The sequence below is a fragment of the Paenibacillus sambharensis genome (assembly GCF_003233845.1).
GTDB classification, from domain to species: domain Bacteria; phylum Bacillota; class Bacilli; order Paenibacillales; family Paenibacillaceae; genus Paenibacillus_I; species Paenibacillus_I sambharensis.
In genome coordinates this window covers 244,928-251,814 of the sequence record NZ_QKRB01000036.1, presented here as the reverse complement: position 1 = coordinate 251,814, position 6,887 = coordinate 244,928, and the positions used below count along the sequence as shown (strand labels likewise).

General features: G+C 57.5%; 3 protein-coding genes. All 3 read left to right on the top strand.

All coding sequences use genetic code 11. The features are described 5' to 3' along the window. Window positions 1–22: 22 nt before the first annotated feature. From DNH61_RS06550 to DNH61_RS06540, 3 genes are read left to right on the top strand one after another with little or no spacing between them, the layout of a single operon-like run. Entirely contained in the window at window positions 23–3,334 is a 3,312-nt protein-coding gene (locus tag DNH61_RS06550; protein WP_111145864.1) for a non-ribosomal peptide synthetase, read from the top strand. After that, window positions 3,324–5,150 carry an ABC transporter ATP-binding protein gene (locus DNH61_RS06545; RefSeq protein ID WP_111145863.1) on the top strand — a complete coding sequence of 609 codons (1,827 nt, stop codon included), beginning with the start codon at window positions 3,324–3,326 and terminating at the stop codon, window positions 5,148–5,150. The genes DNH61_RS06550 and DNH61_RS06545 overlap by 11 nt, the downstream gene beginning before the upstream one ends. Then, window positions 5,147–6,880 carry an ABC transporter ATP-binding protein gene (locus tag DNH61_RS06540; protein WP_111145862.1) on the top strand — a complete coding sequence of 578 codons (1,734 nt, stop codon included), beginning with the start codon at window positions 5,147–5,149 and terminating at the stop codon, window positions 6,878–6,880. Before DNH61_RS06545 ends, DNH61_RS06540 begins: the two co-directional genes overlap by 4 nt. The last annotated feature ends 7 nt before the right edge of the window (window positions 6,881–6,887 follow it).

Genomic DNA, 6,887 nt, shown 5'->3' with positions numbered 1-6,887 from the left:
TTCATTTTTAGGGGAGGTACGAATGAAATCTTTGTTTGATAAGGAAGAACGGTACTGGAGCGGCAAGTTTGACGCCGATGACAGCCTGAGCTTTCTTCCCTACAGTCAATCCTCCAAATTATCCGCGGGCAGGGAAGCTGCGGCCGAGCCGGGCTTGGTTCACCGTTCCCTGCCGGGCGAACTCTCGGAGAGAATCATTCGCCTTGCGGGCGGCTCGGACCTCGCTTTGTACATGATTGTTTTGGCTGGAGTGAAGAGCCTGCTGTTCAAATATACCGGACAGGACCATGTGCTGGTCGGCATGCCTTCTTACAGCGCAGACCCGGACGGGACGCCGCCGCCGCATGACATCTTGGTGATCAAGACGTCCGTTAACCGTCAGACAACGCTGAAAACGCTGCTCGGAGGCATTAAAGCCTCCATCGGCGAGGCGCTGGAGCATCAGCACCTGCCTTTTCGGAAAATGGTAGGGCCGCTCCATCTGGACTATACGGGGGACGGCCTCCCGGTCATCAACACCGTCGCATCCTTCGCCCCGATCCATCCGGGACCGCCGGGTCACCGGGTGGCGGCCGATACGGTTTTTCACTTTGACCGCCTACACGACGACTCCATCGAGCTGGAAATAAGCTTTGATGGGCTGAGGTATGAGCGGGCATTTGTGGAGCAGGCGGCCGACCATCTTGTTCGGCTCCTGTCCGAGCTATTAGTTCAGCCGGATCTGGAGCTCGGACAAGCCGATATGCTATCCCTGGACGAGAGGGAGACGCTGCTGAAGCGATTTAATGACACCGAAGCCGGGTACGATCGGGAGCAAACGATACACGGCTTGTTCGAAGAGCAGGCGGAGCTTTACCCGGACAACGTTGCCGCTGTCATGAATGAGCGGCAGCTGACCTACCGCGAGTTGAACGAGCGAGCGAACCGCCTTGCTCGGAAGCTGCGGGAAAACGGAGCAACAGCGGATCAGCTGGTCGCGATTCTGGCTGAACGCTCGCTCGATATGGTTATCGGCATACTGGCGATTCTCAAAGCGGGCGGAGCCTATGTGCCTGTCGATCCCGAATACCCGGAGGAGCGCATCCGCTTCATGATCGAGGATTCGGGCGCGCCGCTGCTGCTGATTCAACAGCATCTGCACGAGAAGACTGACTTCGCAGGAACCCGCCTCGAATTGGACGATTTCGTGTGGGGCGAAAAAGGGACGGACGCCGACGATGCGCTGGACGCTTCAAACCTGGAACCGATTTCCGGGCCGGACAGCCTGGCTTATGTCATCTATACGTCGGGAACGACCGGCAGGCCGAAAGGAACGCTGATCGAGCATAAGAACGTCGTGCGCCTCCTGTTCAACGATAAGAACTTATTCGACTTCGGGCCGTCCGACACGTGGACGCTGTTCCACTCGTTCTGCTTTGATTTCTCCGTCTGGGAAATGTACGGCGCGCTGCTGTACGGAGGCAAGCTGGTCATCGTACCGCCGCTCACGGCGAAGAATCCGGCCGATTTCCTGGCGCTGCTGGGCCGCGAACAGGTCACGATTCTCAACCAGACGCCAACGTACTTCTACCAGCTGCAGCGTGAGGCCTTGGCGGACCATCCGCACATTCTGCGGGTTCGCAGCGTCATCTTCGGGGGCGAAGCGCTCAGTCCGCTGCTGCTGAAGGGCTTCAAGACGAAGTACCAGGAGACGAAGCTGGTCAATATGTACGGCATTACCGAGACGACGGTCCACGTGACCTATAAGGAAATAACATGGATCGAAATTGAGGCGGCGAAAAGCAATATCGGCAGGCCGATCCCGACGCTGAAAGTGTACATTCTGGATGAAAACCGCCGCCCTGTGCCGATCGGCGCAGCGGGCGAAATGTACGTGGCCGGGGAAGGCCTAGCGAGAGGATACCTGAACCGTCCGGATCTGACGGCGGAGAAGTTCGTCGATTCCCCGTTTGCGGCAGGGGAGAAGCTGTACCGCTCAGGCGACTTGGCGGCTTGGCTGCCGGACGGCAGCATCGAATACCTGGGCCGGATTGACCATCAGGTCAAAATTCGCGGGTACCGGATCGAGCTGGACGAGATCGAGACGCAGCTGCTGAAGATCGGCGGCGTGCAAGAAGCTATCGTGCTCGCCCGCGACGATGCGAACGGCCAAAAGCAGCTTGTCGCCTACTTTGTGGCGGACCGGACGCTGACGGTCAGCGAACTGAGAAGCTCGCTGGCCCAGGGAATGCCAGGGTACATGATCCCGTCGTTCTTTGTGCAGCTGGAGCGCATGCCGCTGACCCCGAACGGGAAGACCGACCGCAAAGCGCTGCCCGCTCCGGAGGAAGCCGCGGCCGGAGGAGCGGAATATGTCGCGCCTAGAACGCTGCTTGAAATGAAGCTCGCCCGCGTCTGGCAGGATACGCTTGGCGTCCCGCAGGTCGGCGTAAAGGATAACTTTTTTGAGCTCGGCGGCAATTCGTTAAGTCTGATGAGACTCGTTCAAGCTGTTTACGATGAAACGGGCATCGAGATACCGCTGAATCGCCAATTCCACCATGTAACCGTAGAAGCGATGGCTCTCGGCGAGGGGGATCTCGGCCTGGGGAAAGGTGGAGACTCCTTCATGAGGCTGAATAAAGCAGGAGATCTGAACGTGTTCTGCTTCCCTCCGGGCAGCGGCTTCGGCATCGGTTACCGGGAGCTCGCAAGCAGGCTGGACGGCCGGTTCGTGCTCTACGGCATTGATTTTATCGACGATGAGGCCAATTACGAGGCCATGCTGAACCGTTATGTGGACGAGATCGTCCGCATCCAGCCGGAAGGCCCTTACGTGCTGCTCGGCTACTGCTTCGGAGGCAACCTGACGTTCGAGGTAGCCAAAACAATGGAGAAAAGGGGGTATTCCGTAACGGACGTGCTTATGGTGGACTCGTGGATTAAGGACACGCTTACGCCTTCCGATACGTCGGCGAAAGAGCTTGAAGAAACGCTTGCTGATTTTGACGAAGAAGAGAAGGAATTAATGAGCAACCCGCTCGTGCGGGAACGTGTTCACCGGAAGGTCCAAGCGACCTTGGCGTACGAAGCCCAGCTTATTAATTCGGGCACGATCCCGGCCCGGATTTACGAATTGATTGCGAAGGACAGCGAAGCGTTCCGCCTGGAGCACCAACTGCCGTCCTGGCGGGGGGCGACGACGCAAGCCTACGCCGATTACCGGCTGGAGGGTGCGCACGAGGAATTGCTGGAACTCGCGCGCGTGGACGAAACGGCCGCCATCATCCGGGACATCTTAGAGCAGGTCAAGCGGCAGATCGAAGCGGAGGCCGGGGTACTGCATGGAAGCTGACCGCCAGCCGTCTGTTCGAGAACATGGCACATCGGCGCCTTCCAAGCGCCAAACCGCTTACGCGACATGGAAAGCTTTCAGCTGGCTGATGTCCTATGTAAGCCGGCACAAAGGCTGGATGATCGTCGGTACCTTGTCCGCGATTGCCGCCGCCGTGATTGAGATATGGACGGGAAGCCTGATCGAGCAGCTGACCGCCCAGGCCGAGAAGGGGGCGGGGCCAGACGTTCTGCAAATCGTGTACACGGTCTTTGGGGTCATCTTGATCGGCGTGCCGGCGAAATTCTTCATGAGCTTCGGCGTGGAGCGAAGCAGCGCCTCTGCGGTGCAGGATATCCGCAGCCATGTCATGCGCCATATCGGCAAACTCCCGGTATCTTATTTGGAAAAGCAGCACTCCGGCGATGTCTTGTCGCGGATCAACAACGACCTGCAGCTCATCCAGCAGTTTATGATCCGGGACCTCGCCCAGTGGTTTTATCATCCGCTGCTGTTCATCGGCTGTTTCGCTTATTTGATCTACCTCCAACCGGAACTGATGCTGTACAGCCTGCTGTTATTTCCCGCAGCGCTGCTGGTCTCCCAGTGGATCGGCAAGCAGCTCGAGCGGTTGACGGAGGAAGCCCAGGCGAACATGGGCCGAATGAACGTCAACCTCCAGGATACGCTCGGGGGTATGGCTATTGTAAAAAGCTACCTGCTGTCCGGCATGTTATCACGCTCCTACCAGGTGCTGCTGCAATTGACGGCCCAGAAGAAGCTGGCCGTGAAAAAGCGGGAAGCCTGGGTTAACCCGCTGCTGTCCACGCTGATGATCAGCCCGATCATTTTCGCCGTCAGCTACGGAAGCTATTTGATCTACAAAGGGGAGCTGGGTGCGGGAGAGCTGATCGCCTTCCTGTACTTGCTGAATTTGTGTCTGGAGCCGCTGGAGCATATTCCTGAGCTCATCACGCGGACGTTCGAAATGGCCGGTGCCTTGAGGAGGGTCTCCGAAATCGTCGAGCAGCCGACCGAAACGGACAATGGCCGTCCGCTTCCGAAAGCGGGCGCCGCCCCCATCGAGTTTCGGGATGTAACCTTCGGGTATGAGGAGAGCTCCCCGATTCTGCGGAATCTTAGCTTCTCGGTGCCGGAAGGGAAGACGATCGCGCTTGTCGGAGCGAGCGGCGGAGGGAAGAGCACGGTGTTTAAGCTGGTATGCGGCTTTTATGGGCTTCCAGAGGATCAGGGCGAGATCCGCGTGTTCGGCAGTCTGATCAACGGCGCCGATCCGGAGCAGCTCCGGGCGCATTTTTCCGTGGTGACCCAGGATTCTTATTTGTTTAGCGGCACGATCGCCGAAAATATCGGCTACGGACGGGAAGAAGCGTCGATGGACGAGATTATCGAGGCCGCCAAAGCCGCTCAGGCGCATGCCTTCATTATGCAGCTTCCGGGCGGCTACCAGACGTATGTCGGAGAACGCGGCGGCTTTTTGTCCGGCGGGCAGCGCCAGCGCATTGCAATGGCCCGGGCTTTTCTGAAGGATGCTCCCGTTCTGCTGCTGGACGAGCCGACGTCGGCTCTTGATCCGGAGTCGGAAAGCGCGGTTCAGGAAGCGCTGGGCGTATTGATGAAGCAGAGAACGACGATGGTTATTGCCCACCGGCTTTCTACCGTACAAAACGCCGACGAAATTTGGGTCATGGAGCAAGGGAACATTGTGGAGAAGGGCACGCACGAGCAATTGCTGAAGATGAAGGGACTGTACGCCCAGTCGTACGACCAGGAATTTACCGGGTCTGCCGAAAGCAGGGAGGTGGCGTACACATGATGAAGGGCGGAAGGCTCTCGCAAGTAAAAGAACTCGGCTACTTGCTGACGTTTATGAACCGCAAGCGCAAAACCCAGTATGCCATTGGCCTGGCCGTGACGGCGCTCACCCAGACCTTGTTCCTGATCGCCTTCAGCCTGGTCGTACATAACCTGGTTGATTTCGCCGTGTCCCGGGATACGTCCCTGATGGTGGAAGCCTTTATTATTTTAGGCGCAGCCCTGTTCCTGGAAAACGTGGTATCCCCCTGGTTCATTTACTTGTACCAGCGCAGTGTCGAGCTGACGGTGCTGAATATCCGCGAACGTCTTTATGACAAGCTGTGCCGGCTGCGGCCGAGATACCTGGAGCAGACGCACCATGGGGATTTGCTGTCGCGGGTGAACAACGACGTAACGACCGTTGAGTTTACATTCTCGCAGATTTATTTCGTTTTGCTGCTTCAAGTGGTCTTTTGCATCGGCTCCATTATCTCCATGGTGTTGATCGATTGGCGGTTTGCCGGCGTATCCTTCGTCATTTTGCTGCTGTCCTCCGTGGTCAGCCTGAAATTTGCGCGGGATATTCGCGTCTTGTCCGAACAAGGCTTGCAGACGCTCGGTAAAATGACGGAAAAATTCAAGGATTTTATGGGCGGCATTCAAATTGTGAAGCTGTTCCGCATCCGCACGATCTACGGCCAGTACGAGGCGTTGAACGAACAAATGACGCAGACGCTCCGGCAAACCGCGCAGAAGAACGGCATGCAGGCTGCGGTGAACCATTTTATCAGCTACGTCACGTTCTGCGGCATCATCGTCATCGGCAGTCTACTTTATGCTTACGGACTGATGGGAATGGGCAGCGTCGCCGCCCTGGCGGTTCTGCAGGTGAATCTGACGCACGCCTTGCTGAACTTGGGAATGGTTCTGTCGATGACTCAAAATTCGCTCGCCGGCGCTCACCGGATTCAAGAGGTGCTTAGAGAGGAAGAAGAACCGGAGCGTTTGGGACTTCCTCACAGCGAGCTCGTGTCGGAGGCTGCGGTGGAGTTTCGCGATGTGGAGTTTTCCTATCAGGCGGATAAAAAGGTGCTTGTGGGCATGTCCATGCAGGTGTTACCCGGCCAGGTCGCCGCGATCGTCGGGGCCAGCGGAAGCGGCAAAAGTACGCTGATCAAGCTGCTGCTCGGCTTTTATCCTGTGGACAGCGGAGAAATCCTGCTTCAGGGCAAACCGTTCGGCCATTACACGCTGAACGAAATCCGGGGGCAGATTGCATATGTTCCGCAGGAGCCGTTCTTGTTTACCGGCACGATTGAGGAAAACATCCGTTACGGCAACCCGGATGCAGCGCATGAAGAAGTGATCAAAGCAGCCAAAGCGGCGTACGCTCACCATTTCATTCAGGAACTTCCTGAGCAGTATAAAACGCCGGTGGGAGAGAGAGGAGCGTCGTTGTCGGGCGGACAAAGACAGCGGATTGCGATCGCCCGGGCGATTCTCAAGGATGCCCCGATTCTGCTGCTGGACGAAGCGACCTCCGCGCTGGATAACGAATCCCAGCATTGGGTACAGAAGGCCCTGAACGAATTGATGAAGGGGCGCACCACCATTCTAATCGCCCATCGTCTCAGTACCGTTGAACATGCGGATGTGATTACCGTCATGAACCAAGGGACGGTCGTCGAGCGGGGCCGCCACCAGGACCTGCTGGCGCTCGGAGGTTATTACGCCCGGCTGTACGGCTAGACCCGCC